The 17575-nt window shown below is 63.8% G+C and carries 17 protein-coding genes and 1 pseudogene; 12 read left to right on the forward strand and 6 right to left on the reverse strand.

Going from position 1 to position 17575, the window contains the following annotated elements:
• The first annotated feature begins 3 nt into the window (after positions 1 to 3).
• Positions 4 to 1749: an L-arabinonate dehydratase gene (gene araD, locus RHIBR816_RS0110620; RefSeq protein ID WP_018236519.1), complete on the forward strand. Its 1746-nt coding sequence runs from the start codon at positions 4 to 6 to the stop codon at positions 1747 to 1749.
• A gap of 379 nt (positions 1750 to 2128) precedes the next feature.
• Positions 2129 to 2620: a hypothetical protein gene (locus RHIBR816_RS0110625; RefSeq protein WP_245262572.1), complete on the forward strand. Its 492-nt coding sequence runs from the start codon at positions 2129 to 2131 to the stop codon at positions 2618 to 2620.
• A gap of 144 nt (positions 2621 to 2764) precedes the next feature.
• Here the strand turns inward: RHIBR816_RS0110625 and RHIBR816_RS0110630 are convergent, their stop codons facing one another.
• The 3 genes from RHIBR816_RS0110630 to RHIBR816_RS0110640 are packed head-to-tail and all read right to left on the reverse strand — an operon-like array spanning position 2765 to position 5964.
• Positions 2765 to 3607 carry a transglutaminase family protein gene (locus tag RHIBR816_RS0110630; protein ID WP_018236521.1) on the reverse strand — a complete coding sequence of 281 codons (843 nt, stop codon included), beginning with the start codon at positions 3605 to 3607 and terminating at the stop codon, positions 2765 to 2767.
• A gap of 16 nt (positions 3608 to 3623) precedes the next feature.
• Positions 3624 to 4565 (reverse strand): alpha-E domain-containing protein, encoded by a 942-nt coding sequence (locus RHIBR816_RS0110635; RefSeq protein WP_018236522.1) that lies wholly within the window; start codon positions 4563 to 4565, stop codon positions 3624 to 3626.
• A gap of 4 nt (positions 4566 to 4569) precedes the next feature.
• Positions 4570 to 5964 carry a circularly permuted type 2 ATP-grasp protein gene (locus RHIBR816_RS0110640; RefSeq protein ID WP_018236523.1) on the reverse strand — a complete coding sequence of 465 codons (1395 nt, stop codon included), beginning with the start codon at positions 5962 to 5964 and terminating at the stop codon, positions 4570 to 4572.
• A 318-nt stretch (positions 5965 to 6282) separates the two neighbouring features.
• Here RHIBR816_RS0110640 and RHIBR816_RS0110645 point away from each other — a divergent pair, with 318 nt between their 5' ends.
• The 3 genes and pseudogenes from RHIBR816_RS0110645 to RHIBR816_RS33935 all read left to right on the forward strand — a co-directional run bounded on the left by RHIBR816_RS0110645 (position 6283) and on the right by RHIBR816_RS33935 (position 8365).
• Entirely contained in the window at positions 6283 to 6744 is a 462-nt protein-coding gene (locus RHIBR816_RS0110645; protein ID WP_018236524.1) for a GyrI-like domain-containing protein, read from the forward strand.
• 122 nt (positions 6745 to 6866) lie between these two features.
• Positions 6867 to 7796 carry a DMT family transporter gene (locus RHIBR816_RS0110650; protein ID WP_245262715.1) on the forward strand — a complete coding sequence of 310 codons (930 nt, stop codon included), beginning with the start codon at positions 6867 to 6869 and terminating at the stop codon, positions 7794 to 7796.
• Between the two features lie 12 nt (positions 7797 to 7808).
• Positions 7809 to 8365: pseudogene (locus RHIBR816_RS33935) on the forward strand (isochorismatase family protein).
• A 135-nt stretch (positions 8366 to 8500) separates the two neighbouring features.
• On the opposite strand, the gene RHIBR816_RS0110660 reads toward RHIBR816_RS33935, so the two are convergent.
• Positions 8501 to 10036 carry a DEAD/DEAH box helicase gene (locus RHIBR816_RS0110660; RefSeq protein WP_018236526.1) on the reverse strand — a complete coding sequence of 512 codons (1536 nt, stop codon included), beginning with the start codon at positions 10034 to 10036 and terminating at the stop codon, positions 8501 to 8503.
• Positions 10037 to 10707: 671 nt separating this feature from the next.
• On the opposite strand from RHIBR816_RS0110660, the gene RHIBR816_RS0110665 reads away from it, so the two are divergent.
• Positions 10708 to 11160: a host attachment protein gene (locus tag RHIBR816_RS0110665; RefSeq protein ID WP_018236527.1), complete on the forward strand. Its 453-nt coding sequence runs from the start codon at positions 10708 to 10710 to the stop codon at positions 11158 to 11160.
• Between the two features lie 6 nt (positions 11161 to 11166).
• On the opposite strand, the gene mnmD is transcribed toward RHIBR816_RS0110665, so the two are convergent.
• Complete coding sequence (gene mnmD, locus RHIBR816_RS0110670) at positions 11167 to 11883, reverse strand: tRNA (5-methylaminomethyl-2-thiouridine)(34)-methyltransferase MnmD (RefSeq protein WP_018236528.1); 717 nt, start codon at positions 11881 to 11883, stop codon at positions 11167 to 11169.
• Between the two features lie 39 nt (positions 11884 to 11922).
• On the opposite strand from mnmD, the gene RHIBR816_RS0110675 reads away from it, so the two are divergent.
• From RHIBR816_RS0110675 to uraH, 6 genes are all read left to right on the forward strand, one after another.
• Positions 11923 to 13053 (forward strand): FAD-binding oxidoreductase, encoded by a 1131-nt coding sequence (locus tag RHIBR816_RS0110675; protein WP_018236529.1) that lies wholly within the window; start codon positions 11923 to 11925, stop codon positions 13051 to 13053.
• A gap of 75 nt (positions 13054 to 13128) precedes the next feature.
• Positions 13129 to 13905: a DUF1045 domain-containing protein gene (locus tag RHIBR816_RS0110680; RefSeq protein WP_026186855.1), complete on the forward strand. Its 777-nt coding sequence runs from the start codon at positions 13129 to 13131 to the stop codon at positions 13903 to 13905.
• 78 nt (positions 13906 to 13983) lie between these two features.
• Complete coding sequence (puuE, locus tag RHIBR816_RS0110685) at positions 13984 to 14913, forward strand: allantoinase PuuE (RefSeq protein WP_018236531.1); 930 nt, start codon at positions 13984 to 13986, stop codon at positions 14911 to 14913.
• Positions 14913 to 15416, forward strand: a complete 504-nt coding sequence (gene uraD / locus RHIBR816_RS0110690) for a 2-oxo-4-hydroxy-4-carboxy-5-ureidoimidazoline decarboxylase (protein ID WP_018236532.1) — start codon at positions 14913 to 14915, stop codon at positions 15414 to 15416. The genes puuE and uraD overlap by 1 nt, the downstream gene beginning before the upstream one ends.
• 78 nt (positions 15417 to 15494) lie before the next feature.
• Positions 15495 to 16010, forward strand: a complete 516-nt coding sequence (locus RHIBR816_RS0110695; protein WP_018236533.1) for an ureidoglycolate lyase — start codon at positions 15495 to 15497, stop codon at positions 16008 to 16010.
• On the forward strand, positions 16007 to 16369 hold the full coding sequence (gene uraH, locus RHIBR816_RS0110700; protein ID WP_018236534.1) for a hydroxyisourate hydrolase: 363 nt from the start codon (positions 16007 to 16009) through the stop codon (positions 16367 to 16369). Before RHIBR816_RS0110695 ends, uraH begins: the two co-directional genes overlap by 4 nt.
• A gap of 55 nt (positions 16370 to 16424) precedes the next feature.
• Here uraH and RHIBR816_RS0110705 read toward each other — a convergent pair whose 3' ends face one another.
• A complete protein-coding gene (locus RHIBR816_RS0110705) occupies positions 16425 to 17570 on the reverse strand; it encodes an alpha-hydroxy acid oxidase (protein WP_018236535.1) in 1146 nt (381 codons plus the stop codon).
• Positions 17571 to 17575: the final 5 nt, after the last annotated feature.

Consider the following 17575-nt stretch of genomic DNA (forward strand, 5'->3'; position numbering starts at 1 on the left):
GAGATGAAGAAGAAAGCTGAGTGGCCGCGCAAGCTCCGTTCGCAGGAATGGTTCGGTGGTACGGGCAAGAATGCCATCATGCACCGCTCCTGGATGAAGAACCAGGGGCTGCCCGCCGACACCTTCGACGGCCGGCCGATCATCGGCATCTGCAATACCTGGTCCGAACTCACGCCCTGCAACGCGCACCTGCGCGATCTCGCGGAGCGCGTGAAGCGCGGCGTCTACGAGGCGGGCGGCTTCCCTGTCGAATTCCCGGTTTTCTCCGTCGGCGAGAGCACGCTGCGCCCGACAGCGATGATGTTCCGCAACCTGGCGGCGATGGATGTCGAAGAGGCGATCCGCGGTAATCCCGTCGATGGCGTGGTGCTGCTCGGCGGCTGCGACAAGACCACGCCGAGCCTCCTGATGGGCGCGGCGAGCGTCGACATTCCGGCGATCGTCGTCTCGGGCGGGCCGATGCTGAACGGGAAGTGGCGCGGCAAGGACGTCGGCTCCGGCACGGCGATCTGGCAGTTCTCGGAAATGGTCAAATCCGGCGAGATGAGTCTCCAGGAGTTTATGGATGCGGAGCAGGGCATGGCCCGTTCGGCCGGAAGCTGTATGACCATGGGCACGGCCTCGACGATGGCGTCGATGGCCGAAGCCCTCGGCATGACGCTGTCCGGCAACGCCGCGATCCCCGCAGTCGACGCCCGCCGCCGGGTGATTTCGCAGCTCACCGGCCGCCGCATCGTCGAGATGGTCAAGGAAGACCTGAGGCCTTCCGACATCCTGACCAAGCAGGCCTTCGAGAACGCCATTCGCGTCAACGGCGCGGTCGGCGGCTCTACAAATGCGGTGCTGCATCTGCTGGCGCTTGCGGGCCGCATCGGCGTCGATCTCTCGCTCGACGATTGGGACCGGCTCGGCCGCGACGTGCCGACGATCGTCAACCTGCAGCCCTCCGGCAAGTATCTGATGGAGGAGTTCTATTATGCCGGCGGCCTGCCGGTGGTCATCAAGGCGGTCGCCGAGATGGGGCTTCTACACAACGACGCCATCACCGTCAGCGGCGACACGATCTGGAACGACGTCAAGGGCGTAACGAACTACAACGAAGACGTGATCCTGCCCAGGGAAAAGGCGCTGACGAAATCGGGTGGCATTGCGGTGCTGCGCGGTAATCTGGCGCCGAAGGGTGCCGTCCTGAAGCCGTCCGCCGCTTCGCCGCATCTGATGCAGCACAAGGGCCGGGCGGTCGTCTTCGAAAGCATCGAGGACTACCACGCCCGCATCAACCGCGAGGATCTCGACATCGACGAGACCTGCATCATGGTGCTGAAATACTGCGGTCCGAAGGGCTATCCGGGCATGGCCGAGGTCGGCAATATGGGCCTGCCGCCGAAGGTCTTGAAGAAGGGCATCACCGACATGATCCGCATTTCCGATGCGCGCATGTCGGGCACGGCCTACGGTACCGTGATCCTGCACACGGCACCTGAAGCGGCCGAGGGCGGACCGCTGGCGCTCGTTCAGAACGGCGACCTGATCGCGGTCGATATTCCGAACCGGACCATGCACCTCGACGTTTCCGACGAAGAGCTCGCCCGCCGCCGCGCTGCCTGGGTGTCGCCGGTCAAGCCGCTCACCGGCGGCTATGGTGGCCTCTACATCAAGACCGTCATGCAGGCCGATAGCGGCGCCGATCTCGACTTCCTGGTCGGCGCGCGCGGCGATCGCATCCCGATGGACCGCGACAGCCATTAGGCATTTTGCAGCCGGGTGGTATCACCTGGCCCCGCGGCAAAAAACAGACCGATAGAGCGGCGGCGCGACCTCCACGTGCGTGCCGCCGCTCTCGTTTGATCGTGCCCCTCCTGCACGTCTCATCAGACGCTCGGGCGGCAGGTTCGCATTCCCTCAATGTTGCATCCTCTGAAACTTATTGGCGTGTTCCGTCTTATCTCTGCAAGCGGACCGTTTGGGCCGCTGATCGCTTAGGAGGACGAACATGCGGAAGACAGCTGTTGTCTTGTTTTTGTCGGCCACTTTCTTGGTGACGCCATCCTTCGCTCAAAGTTCCAACGGAAGCACCGGCCTGAATGTCGATGTTTCGCTTGGGAGCACGAAAGGCGTTAACGCAAATGTGAATGCCGCGGTTGGCCGCAGCGGTGCCGATGTTGACGCATCCGTCGGCGGCGCGCGCGGCACGAATGCCTCGGCCGCGGCTTCGCTTGGCCGGGGGCAGGGCGTGAATGCCAATGTCAATGCGACGGTGGGTGGCGGCAACGGCACCAATGCCAATGCGGTCGTCGAGCTTGGTGCAGGCAACGGTGCCAACGCCGCAGTGAACGCCGGCTCAGGTAGCAGCGGATTGAATGCTGCCGTTGGCGCCGCGGCGGGCAGTGCCGGCGGTCTCGGACTTGGCGTCCTGCCCGGAAGCGGTACCGGTGCCGGCGGGCCAGCAAGCGGCGGGGCCGTCGGGCAACCGGGCTCTGCCTCGGTCGCCGCTTTCACCGCCATGTCCCCCGATGAAAGGACGAAGCTGCTGAAACGCTGTCGCGACGTTGTGAGCGGCGGCTATGACAGCGGGCTCGTCTCGCTCTGCCGGCTGCTGCAGTCGACCGCTTCGCGCTGAGCGGCAATTCCGAACTGCTACCCGCTCCAGACGCCCCCCGTCGACGGCGGGGGGATCGAGCGGTGTGCCGCGAGTCACCTTCGCCCCGCCTGCGCGGAGAAGGTGGCCGGCAGGCCGGATGAGGGGCAATTTCGGCAGAGACGTCTACTGGCTCTGGCTTTGGCTCTGCTCACCCTGGCTCTGGCTTTGCCCCTGCCGCTCCACCGTAACCGCCACTTTCAGCGTCTCGCTGGCGACACCGTGGACCAGACCGGAAACCGGTGCGGCATCGCGGTAGCAGAGGCCGGAAGCGACGCGGACATAGCGGCCGTCCGGGCAGATCTTGTTGGCGGGATCGAAGCCCACCCAGCCGAGGCCGGCGATGTGGACATCGGCCCAGGCATGGCTTGCGGTCTGCTCGGGATGGCCTTCGGTCAGCAGATAGCCGGAGACGTAGCGGGCCGGCAGGCCGAGCGTTCGGGCGGCCGAGACGAGGATGTGCGCGTGGTCCTGGCAGACGCCCTTGCCGCGCTCGAGCGCCTCTTCCGCGGTGGTTTCGGCATGGGTCTCGCCGGGCTTGTATTCGATGCTTTCGTGAATGATCTCCATCAGCGCGTGCATGCGCGCGAGGTCGGTCTCGCCGGTGGCGGATTTGGCAAGCTCGCGGATCAGCTTGCCCGCCTTGCTGAGCGGGGTTTCGCGCGCATAGAGCCAGAGCGGAACGTAGGACTGGTGGGGGCCGAAAACGCCGGCCTTGTCCTCCGTATCCACTTCGCCGCTCGCCTCGATCCGGAAGGTCGTCCGATCCGCGTCGACGCTGACGAGGTGCGTGCGGTTGCCGAAATGGTCGTCGTAGCTGGCCTCGACCACGGCGCCCTCGACGAGTGTCCTCCAGTTCAGGACCGTCTGGCCCGGCTGCGTCGTCGGCGTCAGACGCAGCCGCTGCAGCGCATAAGGCACTGGCTCGTCGTAATGGTATTCGGTCGTGTGGCTGATTTTCAGGTGCATTCCACTCTCCCGGACCTTACTGGTAAAACCGGTAGCCGTCGGTTATTTCCTGGCCCAGACGGTTGTTGTGGCTGATGAACTCTTCCAGATATTCGTGCAGGCCACGATCCATGATGTCGCTGATCGACTGGCTGCGCAGCGAGGCAAGCGTCTCTTCGGCGGTTTCGTGCGCGGCGTGCCTCTCCGAATATTCGCGCGCGAGATAACCGAGATTGCTGACGATCTTTTCGTAGCAATAGGCAAGGGAGCGCGGCATGCGGCCGTTCGAGATCAGGAAGTCGGCGATGTTGGCGGGCCTCAGTTCCGCATCATAGACCCAGCCATAGGCGCGGTGCGCCGAGACGGAGCGCAGGATCGATTCCCACTGCACGTTGTCCACCGACGATCCGACGGCGGAGACCGCCGGCAGCAGAACATAATACTTCACGTCGAGGATGCGGGCGGTGTTGTCGGCCCGCTCGATGAAGGTGCCGATGCGCGAGAAATTGAAGATCTCGTTGCGCAGCATCGTGCCGTGGAAGGCGCCGCGAATGAGGCCGGCGCGGCGCTTGATGGCGTCGATGATCTCGGGCATGTCGGCCGCCCGCGCCTTCTTGGCGAGCATCGCCTTCAATTCGATCCAGCATTCGTTGGTGGCTTCCCAGGTCTCGCGGGTGAGCGCGGTGCGGACCATGCGGGCATTGTGGCGGCCCGCCTCGATGCAGGACATGACGCTCGACGGATTGGCCCGGTCACGCAGCAGGAAATCGATGGCGTCCCCGCTCGTCAGCGTGTCGTGCACCTCGTCATAGAGCTCGCGAACGCCGGCGCTCTGCAAGACGCCGTCCCAGTCGCCCTCGCTCGACTCGCTGCGGGTCAATGACATGCGCAGGCCCGCGTCGATCAGCCGGGCGCTGTTCTCGGCGCGCTCGATATAGCGGAACATCCAGTAGAGGCCGTTCGCAGTTCTTCCCAGCATGGCCTCAGTCCTCCAGTACCCAGGTATCCTTGGTGCCGCCGCCCTGGCTGGAATTCACCACCAGGGAGCCCTCCTTCAGCGCGACGCGCGTCAGGCCGCCGGGAATGATCTGCACCTTATCGGAAACGAGCACGTAGGGACGCAAATCGACATGCCGCGGCGCGATGCCCTTGTTGACGAGAATCGGCACCGTCGAGAGCGACAATGTCGGCTGGGCGATATAGTTGCCGGGGCGCTCCTTGAGCTTTTCGGCGAAGGCGGCGCGCTCCCTCTTGGTCGCCGTCGGTCCGACGAGCATGCCGTAGCCGCCGGAGCCATGGACTTCCTTGACGACGAGTGCCTCCAGATGTTCGAGCACGTATTTGAGGCTCTGCGGCTCGGAGCAGCGCCAGGTCGGCACGTTCTCGAGCAGCGGCTTGCGGCCGGTATAGAACTCGACGATCTCCGGCATGTAGGAATAGATCGCCTTGTCGTCGGAAATGCCCGTGCCGGGCGCATTGGCTATGGTGATGTTGCCGGCGCGATAGACGTCCATGATGCCGGGAATGCCGAGAGCCGAGTCCGGCCGGAAGGTCAGGGGATCGAGGAAATCGTCGTCGACGCGACGGTAGAGCACGTCGATCGCCTCGTAGCCGCGGGTCGTGCGCATCTTCACCTTGCCGTCGATGACCCTGAGGTCCGACCCTTCCACCAGTTCGACGCCCATCATGTCGGCGAGGAAGGCGTGCTCGTAGAAGGCCGAATTGTAGATGCCGGGGGTCAGCACGGCGACGCGCGGCTTGCCGGCGCAACCGGGGGGCGCCAGCGATGCCAGGCTCTGGCGGAGCAGGTAGGGATAGTTTTCCACCGGCCGCACGCGGTTCTGATGGAAGAGTTCCGGGAACATCTGCATCATGGTTTCCCGGTTTTCCAGCATGTAGCTGACACCGGACGGCGTGCGGGCATTGTCTTCCAGAACATAGAACTGGTCTTCGCCGGTGCGGACGATATCGGTGCCGACGATGTGGGTATAGACGCCGCCCGGTGGGCGGAAGCCGATCATCTGCGGCAGGAAGGCATCGTTCTTCTCGATCAGTTCGCGCGGGATGCGGCCGGCGCGGATGATTTCCTGCTTGTGGTAGATGTCGTCCAGGAAGGCGTTAAGCGCAATGACCCGCTGTTCGATGCCCTGGGCGAGGCGGCGCCATTCACGGCCGGAAATGATGCGGGGAATGAGGTCGAAGGGGATGAGCTTTTCGGAGGAATCGGCGTGTCCGTAAACCGCGAAGGTGATGCCCGTCTTGCGGAAGATGTTTTCGGCTTCCTTCGATTTCGCTATGAGCCGGTTTCTGTCCTGGCCGGCATACCATTGATGATAGGTCGAATATGGCTGGCGCGGGCTGCTGTCCGCATTGATCATTTCATCAAATGCCAAAGGCGTAATCCCCTTATTTTCGATCATTTGAGTACAACGTTTGACGCAATGCAAGAAGCGTGCACGTTCGCTGGCGAAGAAATTTTGAAAGCGCTTTCGGCCCTCGTCGTTCGGTCAGATCGAACGCAACCTGCGGCTGACGCGCCGACAGCCTTCCCTTCCTGACCGTCAGGTGGGCAGATGCCTGAATTTTCGGCGCCCCACCGAGGGTTGCCGTCGCGGATTGCCTTGTCGATCTTGTCCGTCCATGGGGCAGGCGTAAAATGTCCGCGCCGGCAGGTGATGACGGCAGGGCGAAGCGGAATGGACGCAGTATACGAGATCGCGGAACGGCCGGCGCAACGGGTCACCGGCTGCCTCTGGGACGGCACGTTCGTCGAAGCGGCCGACGGCGCCGTCCACCGATTGATCGCCGAGACACAGGAGCATCGCCGGCGCACGCATCCGCGAGACCATGCCGCTCTCATCGGTCTCTCCTGGAATGTCCGGCCGGAGGGCTTCACCTATCTGATCGGCTATGTGGGCGAGGATCACACGACCTTTGCCTCGCCCGAGCACCTGGATCTGCCGGCGATGCGCTTCGCCACGACGATGCACCATCCCGAGGGAGGAGATGTTTTCGTCCAATACCGCAAGATGATCGATTGGATCGCTGCGGAGGGATATGCCGTCGATACGACGCACCTTCACTATCGCGAAGAATACGAGGCCGGGTTCGTTTCCCCGGCTGCATCCCCGCTGCGCCTGATGGTTCCGATTCGCTGATCGCAATCATCAGAAAAATTGCTTTGACCGAGCGCGGCACGCGTTCTATCGCCGCGGCGACGACCTCTTTGGATCTTCGGGATCCGCCTTGCTTGGTCCGCCTTACTGGGGAAACGCCAATGCTGCTTGCCCGCCTGGCCCCGGCCATTTTCGTGCTGCTCTGGTCAACGGGCTGGGTGGTTGCGAAATACGCCGCCTTCTTTGCCGATCCGCTGACCTTCCTGGCGCTGCGCTACAGCGTGGCGATCCTGCTCTTCATCGGCTTCTGCGCTGCGACCGGTGCGCGCTGGCCGCGCTCCTGGAGCACGGTCGGCCATGCAGTCGTGTCCGGAATCTTCCTTCACGGTCTTTATCTTGGCGCCGTGTGGTGGGCGATCGGGCAGGGCGTGCCCGCGGCCATATCCGGCATCATCGCCGGCTTGCAGCCATTGATGACGGCGGCGGTGGCGCCCTTCCTGATCGGCGAAAATCTCAGCCGGCAGCAGCGGTTTGGCCTGATGCTCGGCTTTTGCGGCATCGCACTCGCCGTCTTGCCGAAGACCCTGGCGATCGACACCGCATCGACGCCCATCCATTTTTTGCCGGTCGCCGTCAACGTGCTCGGGATGGCAGCGGTGACCTACGGCACGCTCTACCAGAAGCGGTACCTGCAGAACGGCGACATCCGGTCGATCGCCGCGCTGCAATATGTCGGCGCCCTGATCGTCACGGTGCCGCTCGCCTTGATGCTCGAGGATCTGCGCGTCACCTGGAACATCGAACTCGTCGCTGCACTCGCCTGGTCCGTCCTCGGCCTGTCGATGGGGGCGATCGCGCTCCTGCTTTATCTCATCCGGCGCGGCCAGGTCTCTCGCGCCGCATCGCTCATCTACCTGGTGCCGCCGCTCGCGGCGGTTCAGGCCGCGCTCTTCTTCGGTGAGGCCCTGACCTGGCCGATGATAATCGGCACCGTCATCGCGGTGACGGGCGTTTACCTTACCAATCGCAAGACGACCGGCGAGGCCCTTTCACGTGAGCATGCGAACAAAGCCGTGGCAGGTTCTGCGAATTAGAAGGCGCTTTCTATGACCAAGGCACTGTTGATAATCGACGTGCAAAACGCGATCCTTTCAGGAAAGGCCGCTCCGGCTCGACAGCCGCAAATCGATGCGGCGCTGAACGAGACGGTCGCGCGGCTTCGCATTCTCAAGGAGAGTGCCGCAGCGGCTGGCGTTCCGGTGGTGTTGATCCAGCATGACGGCGATGCAGAGCATCGCTTGGCGGTCGGAACCGCCGGCTGGGTTATTCGCGACGAGATCGCGCCAGCCGAGGGCGATGTCGTCATTCATAAGAAAAGCTGCGACTCGTTCTTCGAGACCGACCTTGCCGAACGCCTCGAGGAGCGTTCCGCAACGCATCTGGTGATCGGCGGCTGCATGTCCGAGTTCTGTGTCGATACCACGGTGCGGCGGGCCGTTTCGCTCGGATACAATGTGACGCTGATTGCCGACGGCCACACCACCGCGGACTCGGGAGCGCTCACGTTTCCGGAGATCGTTGCGCATCACAATGAAACGTTGGATGGATTCGATGCGGGCAAGGCCAGGTCGAGGTTCGCCCCGCTGCTGAAATAGCCTTCTGATCGAACTCGCCGCCATTGGCGGCTGACTTTCTTAAAAAAAAACGGTCGCGGAACACAGTCCCGCGACCGAGTTGTCACATCATCCTGGTCACAGAGGTCGGCCTTCCGCGGCCGGCCGCAATGTCATGCAGCGCCTCAGCCCTGCCGGCCGCCATTGTCGGCGCGGCGCTGGCCCTGGCCGCGCTCGCGGCGATTGCCGGGCTGTCCGTCGCCGTGGCGACGGCCGTCCTGCTTCGCGCCCGGGCGGCCATGATGTTTCCGGTTTTCGTGGTTGCGGTTGCCCTCGGACCGGCCGTCATGATGGCCTGTGCCCGCGGCGCGGTGATCCCGGCGCTCGTGTTTTTGCGGGCGGTCGTCGTGCAGCAGATCGTCGCCGGCAAACCCACCCGTCCGCGGCGTCTCCTGCGCCGACCGCTTGGGCGGGCGATCTCCGTCACGACGCTGCCCACCGCCATTGCCGCGATGCTGGCCGCCGCCGTTGCCGCGATGCTGGCCGTTGCCGCGACCGCCGCGACCCTTTGCGGGCCGAGCCTGGTCGGCCGGCGCGTCGCCGCTGGCGACGGCGATCTGGATACCCATCAGCTTTTCGATGTCGCGCAGCAGGCGGATTTCGTCCGGCGAGCAGAAGGCGATCGCAATGCCGTCGCGGCCGTTGCGGGCCGTGCGGCCGATGCGATGCACATAGGCATCCGGAACTTCCGGCAGATCATAGTTGTAGACGTGGGTGACGCCCGGGATGTCGATGCCGCGGGCGGCGACGTCGGTTGCGACGAGCACGCGGATTTCGCCATCGCGGAAACCTTTCAAGGCCCGCTCGCGCTGGCCTTGGCTCTTGTTGCCATGGATCGAAGCGGCTTTGAAACCGACATGGTCGAGATGCTTCATCAGCTTCTCGGCACCATGCTTCGTCCGGCTGAAGACCAGCGACAACCCATCCGGGTTGTCGGCCAGCGACTTTTTGAGGATCGTCGTCTTCAGGTCCTTGCCCGGCACGAAATGCACATATTGCTCAACCTTGTCGGCTGCCTTGCCCGGAGGCGTGACTTCAACCTTGACCGGGTCGGTGAGGTACTCGCCGGCAAGCTCGGCGATCTGCTTCGGCATCGTCGCGGAGAACAGCAGCGTCTGGCGGTTCTTCGGCACGAGCTTCGAAATCTTGCGCAGGTCATGAATGAAGCCGAGGTCGAGCATCTGGTCGGCTTCGTCGAGAACCAGGTAGCGCGCTTGGGTGAGCGTCACCGCCTTGCGGGCGACGAGGTCGAGCAGGCGGCCGGGCGTTGCCACGAGGATGTCGACGCCGCGGGCGAGTTGTTCGGTCTGCTTGTTGATCGAGACACCGCCGACCACGACGCCGACCTTCAGCGGGCTCTTCTTCACGAAGAGCTTGAGGTTGGTTGCAATCTGGTTGACGAGTTCGCGGGTAGGGGCAAGCACGAGCGCGCAGATGTTGCGCGGGTCGGCGCGCCGGCCGTCGGCGAGAAGCTTCTCGATCATCGGCAGGCCAAAGGCGGCCGTCTTGCCGGTGCCCGTCTGGGCGAGACCGATGAGGTCATGGCCTTTGAGGACGAGCGGGATGGCCTGCATCTGGATGGGCGTCGGCTTCTCGAAGCCATTGGCGGAGAGGGTGGCCAGGATCTGCTGCGAGAGGCCAAGCTCTTTGAAAGTGGACAAGGGATATACCTTTCGGGGGCGCCAAACGCATGCGCCGGAATCGCCTCTTGCAATTCCGGTGTCGTCTGGCGTCAAGAACCCCGCGTGAATTGGGAACTTGTGGGTTAAAGAAAAATCGTCAAGCGCCTGTGCCGCCGATTGCGGCGATGTCTCGCGCTTTTCCTTCTTCACGGCTTGAAGTGTCTGCCGAGGGCGCGCTCACGCGGCGGCCGGAAGGTGACGCGCTGTCCATGTCGTTGTTTTGGGCTGAAAAGTCAAGCTGCATCTTTTGCGCGTGCGAATTTGGCGTCCTGCATCGGCCTCCGATGGAGGGGCACCGCTGATGACAGTCCGGCGAGGTCGTGTCGCCGGTCACGCTGCATGAAAGCCTTGCAGAAGAAGCGCCGGAGCGTACAATCCTTCGGCTTGGCCTCAGCATTCTCGGGCACGTTGCAGCTGCCGGCCAGATGCGAATTGTGCCGGGGATTGCGGGTTCCAGGTCGGCGGGAGTAGAGGGTACGAGCCGACGCGGGAACCCGATTTCGATGCCTGCCTTGCGCATTTCCAGCCAAGCCGCGTGGCATTGGACAAAAAGGACCTTCGGCGATCGGGAACCTGACGCGACTTCAAACCGTTCCGTTCCTTGAGCCTTCGCCGACCTATCTGCCAATCGAGAGACAGGAGAGGAACCAGTGCGGAACCGGATTTGGATACTGGCAGCCGATGGCAACGCGGCGCGCATCGTCAAGGACGTAAACTTGTTGAAGGATGGGCATCAGCAGCCAGAAGTGGAATCCTACGAGATCGAGGGGAGACGCGCTCAGGACATCATGGCCGACAAACCGGGTCGCAGCCATTCGTCGGTGGGACATGGTCGCTCGGCCATGGAATACAGCAGCGATCCGGTCCGCGAGGAACAGCACCGGTTCGCCGTCGAGATTGCCGGGAAGCTCGACCATTATGCTCTGGAAAACGCCTTCGAGAATCTGGTGATCTGCGCCGCGCCGCGGACGCTCGGCGATCTCAGGAAGCTGCTCTCGCATCACGTCAAGGAAAAGACTGTTGCCGAGATCGACCGCAACTGCGTCGCAGTTCCGACAGACCAGCTGATCGCTACGGTCAAGTCCGTGGTCTTTCCCGGGTAGGCAGTTTCAGTTCTTGTCGCCCCGCAGCATCTCGCGTTTGCCGGCAAAGCCCGGAAGACGCTCGACGGCAAAGCCGGCGGCGGCGAGATTGCGTCGGACGAAGCCCGCGGCAGCATAAGTGGCGAAGGTGCCGCCCTGCACGGTCTTGTCGAAGACCGTGCGCATGAGTTCTTGCGACCACATGTCGGGGTTACGGGAAGGCGCGAAGCCGTCGAGATACCAGGCGCCAAAACTTTCCCGTGAGGCGGAGAGGCACTCGAGCGCCGGACCGCAGACCACCGTAAGACGCACGTCGCCGAACGCAATGTCGATCCGGCCTGCGGGCATATCCGGCCAATGAGCCACAAGCGCCTGACGCTCTGCGTCGATCTCCGGCCAATGGGAAAGCGCCCGGTCAATCTCGCCGGCGCGCATCGGAAAGCGTTCGAAGGAGACGAAGTGCAGCCGGCCACCGGAGGTCGGCACCAGTTTCCACTGGCGCCAAGTCTCACAGAAATTCAGGCCGGTGCCGAAGCCGAGCTCGCCGATCGTAAAGGTCCCGCCTGCGCTCCAGCGCGCCGGCAGCCTGTTGCCCGAAAGAAAGACATGGCCGCATTCCAGCCGGCCATCGGTGCGGCAGTAAAAGTGATCGCCAAATTCCACCGAATAGGGCATATCGCCCGCATGCCATTCGAGGCTTTGGCTGGCGGGCGGCTGGCTCTGGCGTAGATCGGTTGCAGTCATGGCAATGGCGATAGTCTTGTGTCTGGGGAACGTCAATCGATGAGCGAAGTTTTGATCGTCGGCGGCGGGATCATGGGGCTCTGGGCGGCGCTCATGGCCGGCCGGGCCGGCATCGAGACATGTCTTCTCGAGCGGAAGAACGTCGGTGCGGGGGCGAGCGGCGGTCTGCTTGGAGCGCTGATGCCGCATATGCCCGACCGCTGGAATGCCAAGAAACAGTTCCAGTTCGATGCCCTGGTTTCTCTCGAAAGCGAGATTGCCCGGCTCGAAGCCGAGACGGGCCTTTCGGCAGGCTATCGCCGCTCGGGGCGGATTATGCCGCTCGGCAGAGAGCATCTGCGCGACATCGCACTTGGCCACGAGAAGGACGCGGAGCGGCATTGGATTGCGGGCGACCGGCGTTTCCACTGGCATGTCGGCGATGCCGGTATCGGGGACTGGCCAGCGGCGAGCGCAGCGCCTTTCGGCGTCGTCCACGATACGCTTGCGGCGCGCGTGGCGCCGCGAAGGCTGCTGACGACGCTACGGACGGCATTAGTTCAGTTTCCTCATGTCCGGGTCGAAGAGGGTGCCGAGGTTTCCTCGATCGACCCGCAGCGTGGCCGGCTGGCGCTTGCCGACGGGCGGGAACTGGCGTTCGGACAGTGCATACTCTCAGCGGGCGTCGAGAGTTTCCCCTTGATCGACCGGTTGGCGGAGCGGCCGCAGGCGCCGAGCGGCGGCGCGGTAAAGGGGCAGGCGGCGCTGCTTAGAGCCGACATCGATCCCGCCTCGCCGACCATCTTCACCGACGGTGTCTATATCGTTGCGCATGAAAACGGCCATGTCGCCGTCGGCAGCACCAGCGAAAGCCATTTCTCCGCGCCGTTTTCGACGGACGCGCAACTGGACGCGCTGATCGATCGGGCCGTCGCTCTGGCCCCGAACCTGCGCGGCGCGCCGGTGATCGAACGCTGGGCCGGGCTGCGCCCGAAGGCAACCGGCAGGGAGCCGATGGTCGGCCGGCATCCGGATCATGAGAGGCTGTCGGTGCTGACGGGCGGCTTCAAGGTCAGTTTTGGAATGGCGCATGTCCTGGCGGGCTTCGTCATCGACGAGATTGTCGGGCGCAGGAACGTCGAACTGCCGCAAGCCTTCCGGTGCGAAACCCATCTCGCGGCACTGCAATAGCCCCATTCCACTTCGTCAATCTGTCACGCAAATCACCTAAGAGGCGGCTATCGAACCGAATTTCGGAGCCTTGCAATGCGGTACGCCATTTGTTTTACGCCGCCGATGGGAGACCCGCTGTCTGCGGCGGCGGCGAGCTGGCTCGGCCGCAGCGTCTATTCGGGCGAGCCCGTGGAGCCGCCCTCGATCGCCGGGCTTCGCGTTTCGGAGATAGCCTTCCACACGGCGGTTCCGCGCCGTTTCGGTTTTCACGCCATGATCATGGCGCCCTTCCGCCTCGCCGAAGGGTCGGATGAGGCGCAACTGTTGAGGGCGCTGATGCACTTCACCAGCGCCGAAACGCCGTTCGCAATCGAGCCGCTGCAGGTGGCGCGCCTCAGCCAATGCCTGGGCCTGCTGCCGCAGGTGCCGAGCGATGCGATGCACAGGCTCGCCGCGCGGGTCCTGCACGTGTTCGACCGGTTCCGCGCACCGCTCAGCGAGGATGAGATCGAACGCTCCGATCCCGATCAGCTGTCGGCTCCGCAATTCGCCAACCTGCACCGCTGGGGCAATCCCTTCGTGATGGACGAGTACCGCTTCCACATGAAACTGACCGGCCCACTGGCCGCCGACGTCGGGCGAGGCCTGGAAGTGCCGTTGCGAGAGGTCTTCGAGCCGCATCTTGCGAAACCGCTTATCCTCCACAGCCTTGCCCTGTTCGTCGAGCCGGAGGCCGGGGCGCCGATGCGCGTTCATTCCCAGCATCCGCTCGGCAAGATTTCCGCCCGTCCGCCGGTGCCGATGCGTGCATCGGCCGATACTGGACGCCCTTGGCCACACGGCGCCGGTTCCCTCTCCGCGATACGCTAAGCGGCTCTCGCGCCGCCAATTTCATCTCGACAATCCGGTGGGCGGTGTTACCGTTTCGGAAAAAGCGAAGGTGATTTCATGGTCGAGACTCCCTATCCGCGCGACCTCATCGGCTATGGGCGTACGCCGCCCCAGCCGCACTGGCCGGGCGACGCGCGAATCGCCGTGCAGTTCGTCCTGAACTATGAGGAGGGCGGCGAAAGCTCGATTCTCGACGGCGACCCGGCATCCGAGTGCCTGCTGTCGGAGATCGTCGGCGCGCAGCCCTGGGCGGGTCAGCGCAACCTCAACATGGAATCGATCTACGAATACGGCGCGCGCGCCGGTTTCTGGCGCCTGTGGCGGATGTTCACGAGCCGCGGCGTCACCCTGACGGTCTATGGCGTGACGCTCGCCATGGCACGCAACCCGGAGGCGGTTGCGGCGATGAAGGAGGCCGGATGGGAGATTGCCAGCCATGGGCTGCGCTGGCTCGAATACAAGGATTTTCCGGAGGAGGTCGAGCGCGAACATATTCGCGAAGTGGTGCGCCTGCATACTGAACTGACCGGCGAGCGGCCGCTCGGCCTCTATCAGGGCAAGCCTTCGGTCAATACCCTGAAGCTCGTGCTGGAGGAGGGCGGCTTCCTCTATTCCTGCGATTCCTATGCGGACGAACTTCCCTATTGGGTTCCGGGGCTGACCCCCGACAAGCCGCATCTCATCATTCCCTATACGCTCGACGCCAACGACATGCGCTTTGCCACCAATCAGGGCTTCAATTCCGGCGACCAGTTCTTCACCTATCTCAAGGACACGTTCGACGTGCTCTATGAGGAAGGCAAGGAAGGCAGTCCGAAGATGATGAATATCGGCCTGCACTGCCGTCTCGTCGGCCGGCCCGGCCGGGCGGCGGCGCTCGCCCGCTTCATCGATTACGTGATGTCGCACGACAAGGTGTGGGTGCCACGACGCATCGACATTGCCCGCCACTGGTACGAGCATCATCGACCGGAAGGATTGCGCTGATGTTGGAACGCGAGAAGTTCGTTCGCCGCTTCGGCGGCATCTTCGAGCATTCGCCCTGGGTGGCGGAGCGTGCGTTCGATCATGCCGCCGCGTCGGGGTTGACGGAGGGCAACCTCCACTCGGCGCTCTGCAACGCGTTTCGTGCGGCGTCGCCGGCAGAACGCCTCGCGGTCTTGCGCGCGCATCCGGATCTTGCCGGCAAGCTGGCCGTCGCCGGCAAGCTCACCGCCGACTCGAAGTTCGAGCAGGCATCGGCGGGGCTTGACCGGCTTTCGCCGGAAGAGCATGCCCGCTTCACGGGGCTGAACGCAGCCTATATGAAGAAATTCGGCTTTCCTTTCATCATCGCGGTGAAGGGGCTGACGAAGGACGATATTCTCGCTGCTTTCGAACAGCGGATTGACAATTCGAAGGAAGAGGAATTTGAAACCGCCTGTGCGCAGGTGGAGCAGATCGCCCGGCTGCGGCTCAATTCCATGCTTCCGGGAGAAGATAATGCCTGACATAACCGTTGCCGAACCGGCCGCCTGCGGCGTTTCGCGCCCTGGCCTCAACGGCTGGACAGCCGGGTCCCGGGTTTGATGTCGCATCTCATTTCAATCGAGCCGCTGACGAAGGAAGCCTTCGCTCCGTTCGGCAGCGTCATCGAGGCCGACCCGGTGTCGGCACGATTCATCAATGGTGGCAATACCGAACGGTTTCATGGGCTTGCAGTGGCCGATGCCGTCGGCGAAGGCGCCAGGGTCATCATCAACATCTTTCGCGGCCAGGCGCGGGCCTTCCCCTATAGGCTCGCCATGATGGAGCGCCACCCGCTCGGCAGCCAGAGCTTTTCGCCACTTGACGATCGGCCCTGGCTGGCCGTCGTCGCCGAGGACGAAGGCGGGCGTCCCGGCCGGCCGCGGGTCTTTCTGGCAAGCGGTCGGCAGGGGGTCAATTACGGTCGCAATGTCTGGCACCATCCGCTGATGGCGGTCGATGCCGCCAGCGATTTCCTCGTCGTCGATCGCGATGGCCCGGACAACAACCTCGAGGAATTCTTCTACGAGGAGCCCTTCGTCATCCTCGATCCGTTGTCGAAGGAGAGCACGCGATGAGCAAGACCGGCCGTCTGACGACCCATGTTCTAGACACCGCACTCGGCAAGCCGGCAGCGGGGCTGCGGATCGACCTCTATCGGCTGGACGGCGGGGAGCGGCAATTGATCCGCACCGTCCGCACGAACAGCGACGGCCGGGTCGACGATCCGCTCGCCGAGGGTGCGGAATTTGCGGCGGGCCATTACGAGCTGGTCTTTCATGCGGGCGACTATTTGCGTGCGGTCGGCGCGTCGCTGTCGGAACCGGCCTTCCTCGACCTCATCCCGTTGCGGTTCGGCATCGCCGATGCCGCGAGCCACTATCACGTGCCGCTGCTGCTCTCGCCCTACGGCTATTCGACCTATCGCGGCAGCTAGAGCAAGGCCCGATCCGGTTGAAGCGCTGCTGCGTGCCGGCACTGCGCTTGGCGCGTCACATCGCGTAGTCGGCGATGACGTCGCGGCCCACTTCGTTGATGTTGCGCTTGCCGCAGAGCGCCATGGTGATGTCCATCTCCTTGCGGATGATGTCGAGTGCCAGGGTCACGCCCTCCTTGCCCATCGCGCCCAGACCGTAAAGGAAGGGGCGGCCGATGAAGGTGCCCTTGGCACCCAGCGCGACGGCCTTCAGCACGTCCTGTCCGGAGCGGATGCCGCCGTCGAGATGGACCTCGACCTGATCGCCGACAGCGTTGATGATCTTCGGCAGCATGCTGATCGAAGACGGCGCGCCGTCGAGCTGGCGGCCGCCATGGTTGGAGACGATGATGGCGTCGGCGCCGGTCTTCGCCGCCATTTTCGCGTCTTCCGGATCGAGGATGCCCTTCAGGATGAGCGGGCCGCCCCAGCGCTCCTTGATCCACTCGACGTCCTTCCAGGAGAGCTGCGGATCGAACTGCTCCGCGGTCCAGGCATGGAGCGAGGAGAGGTCGGTGACGCTCTTGGCGTGGCCGACGATGTTGCGGAAGGTGCGCCGGTTCGTGCCGAGCATCTTCATGCACCAGCCTGGCCGCGTCGCCATCATCCAGAGATGCTTCGGCGTCATGCGCGGCGGCGCCGACAGACCATTGCGAAGATCCTTGTGGCGCTGGCCGAGGATCTGCAGGTCGAGTGTCAGGACGAGCGCCGAACATTTCGCCGCTTTCGCCCGGTCGATGAGGTTGAGCACGAATTCGCGCTCGCGCATCACATAGAGCTGAAACCAGAACGGCTTTGTCGTGACCGAGGCGACGTCCTCGATCGAGCAGATGCTCATGGTCGAGAGCGTGAAGGGGACCCCATGGGCCTCCGCTGCCTGGGCCGCCAGCATTTCCCCGTCGGCGTGCTGCATGCCGGTCAGGCCGGTCGGGGCAAGGGCGACCGGCATCGACACCTTCTGGCCGATCATCGTCGTTTCGAGCGATCGATTGGTCATGTCGACCAGCACCCGCTGGCGCAGCTTGATCTTCGCAAAATCCTCCTCGTTGGCTCGATAGGTGCCCTCCGTCCAGGCGCCGCTGTCGGCGTAGTCGAAGAAGAGCTTCGGCACCCGCCGCCTGGCGAGTTCCTTGAGGTCGCTGATGTCGAGGATTTGCGCCATGGTTC

Source organism: Ensifer sp. BR816 (assembly GCF_000378985.1).
GTDB lineage: Bacteria > Pseudomonadota > Alphaproteobacteria > Rhizobiales > Rhizobiaceae > Sinorhizobium.